Source organism: Nostocoides australiense Ben110, from assembly GCF_001050535.1.
GTDB lineage: Bacteria > Actinomycetota > Actinomycetes > Actinomycetales > Dermatophilaceae > Nostocoides_A > Nostocoides_A australiense.
The window spans coordinates 3,774,140-3,776,374 of record NZ_HG764815.1; the positions used below are offsets into that span (position 1 = coordinate 3,774,140).

General features: G+C 65.9%; 2 protein-coding genes. Both read left to right on the top strand.

Annotation, left to right across the window (positions count from 1 at the left end; genetic code table 11):
* Window positions 1-636: hypothetical protein (locus BN11_RS24360; RefSeq protein ID WP_048699808.1), on the top strand; the 636-nt coding region annotated here is incomplete at its 5' end.
* A gap of 290 nt (window positions 637-926) precedes the next feature.
* Window positions 927-2,204, top strand: a complete 1,278-nt coding sequence (locus BN11_RS18555; RefSeq protein WP_048699810.1) for an IS256 family transposase — start codon at window positions 927-929, stop codon at window positions 2,202-2,204.
* The last annotated feature ends 31 nt before the right edge of the window (window positions 2,205-2,235 follow it).

Below are 2,235 nucleotides of genomic sequence, written 5' to 3' on the forward strand. Positions count from 1 at the left end.
CTTTTGTTCAGCAGTCTCCTAGAGCAGGCCGAGAACGACTTCCACGAGCGTGGACTGCTCCAAGGCGAACTGCATGCGGTCCTGATGGTCGGTGGTCACACGTCCAACGGTTGGGTCGCGGAGCACAACGGCCGGCGTTCGCTCTTCTTGGCTCTGGAGTATCTGAGCACGCCACCCTACGACGATCTTCTCGTCGTCCACGAGATCACTCACGTGGTCCAGGCACAGTTGTCTCCCGCGACCGGTGCGCGAACGTACGATTCCTCGCTCGCGGTGATGGTTGAAGGAGCCGCGACCGCCACCTCTCGGGCGCTTCGACCGGGCCACACCGACAGCGCCTACCTGTGGATGGATGAGCACCATGTGGCGTGGTTCGACGACTGCAACGCCAATGCCGCGGCCATAGCCTCGCTGCTGCTGCGGCACGTTGAGACCCCTGATGACGACGAGGTAGTGGCGCCGCTCTTTCGCAACCGAACCGCCCTCGGCATTCCTGCGCGATCCGGCTACTGGGTCGGTGATCTGATCGCGCGCAGGATGTTGCAGGACGGCTATGGACTTCACGACCTGCTGACCATGGGCCCAGCCGAAGCACGCGACCGAGTACTCGCTTGGGTCACAACGAATGACAGATGATGCGCACCAAAACGTCCGCTTCTGCCGCGTTGCGGTAGCTCATCAGCTGCATGCGAATGATTGGAACTCACGGACCGACCCTGTGGTGTACACGTCCTGGTCGGCCTTGTCGTCGTAGCCGGATTGGTACAGGACTTGGCCGGGCGTCATCTCGCGCGAGCAATGATCAGAACCTGTGGATGGCTCTCGGCGAGGTGACGTGAAACGGGCGTACCTCCCGAGCAAGATCGAAGCCCATGCAAGTTCTGATCAGGGTCGGCGTTGGCGCGCCGGCTCGGGAAGGTACGCCCATGCTCAAAGTAGTTCACGACGCCGAGGAGTCCAACGAGCCAGCCGGTGCGTCGCTGTTGGATGAGCTGGTCCGCGACGCGGCCCGTCAGATGATTGCGGTCGCGCTCCAGGCCGAGGTCGCCGCCTACATCGACTCAGCTGCCGACCAGCTTGACGAGGCCGGTCGGCGCCTGGTGGTGCGCAACGGTCACCACAACGAACGCGAGGTTCTCACCGCGTCGGGCCCGGTGCCGGTGCGAGCCCCGCGGGTCAACGACAACCGCATCGACGAGGGCACCGGGGAGCGCAAGCGGTTCGCTTCGGCGATCCTGCCCGCGTGGGCCAGGAAGTCGCCGAAGGTGGCCGAGGTGTTGCCGCTGCTGTACCTGCACGGCCTGTCCTCCTTGGACTTCGGGCCGGCGCTGACCCAGTTCCTGGGCTCGGCGCAGGGGCTCTCGCCGGCGACGATCACGCGGTTGACCAAGGACTGGCAGGACGAGGCCGCCGCGTTCAACACCCGCTCCTTGGCCGACTCGGACTACGTGTACGTGTGGGTCGACGGGATCCACCTCAAGGTCCGACTCGAGCAGGACAAGGTGTGCCTGCTGGTCATGATCGGCGTCCGCGCTGACGGCACCAAGGAGCTGATCGCCCTCGACGACGGGCACCGCGAGTCCACGCAGTCCTGGCTGGACCTGCTCCGCTCGTGCAAGCGGCGCGGGATGCGGGCGCCGGTGCTCGCGGTCGGCGACGGCGCGCTGGGCTTCTGGGCCGCGTTGCGCGAGGTGTTTCCTGAGACCGCCGAGCAGCGGTGCTGGTTCCACAAGATCGCGAACGTTCTGAACGCGCTGCCCAAGTCGGCCCAGCGCGGCGCGAAGACCGCCCTGGCCGAGATCTGGAACGCCGAGGACAAGGAGCACGCCGAGAAGGCTGCCAAAGTGTTCGCGGCCGACTACAGGGTCAAGTGGCCCAAGGCCGCCGCCAAGATCAGCGACGACCTCGACGTGCTCCTGGCCTTCTACGACTACCCGGCCGAGCACTGGGCCCACCTGCGCACGACGAACCCGATCGAGTCCACCTTCGCTACCGTGCGGCTGCGGCAGCGGGTCACCAAGGGACCCGGCTCCCGCGCCGCCGGGATCGCGATGGCGTTCAAGCTCATCGAGTCCGCACAGGCCCGCTGGCGCGCCGTCAACGCGCCTCATCTCGTCGCGCTGGTCCGAGCCGGCGCCACCTTCGAGAAGGGCATCCTCGTCGAACGACCCGACGAATCAGGAGGAGATCAACACGTCGCGTGACACGCCGATCCACAGGTCTTGACTATTCCTC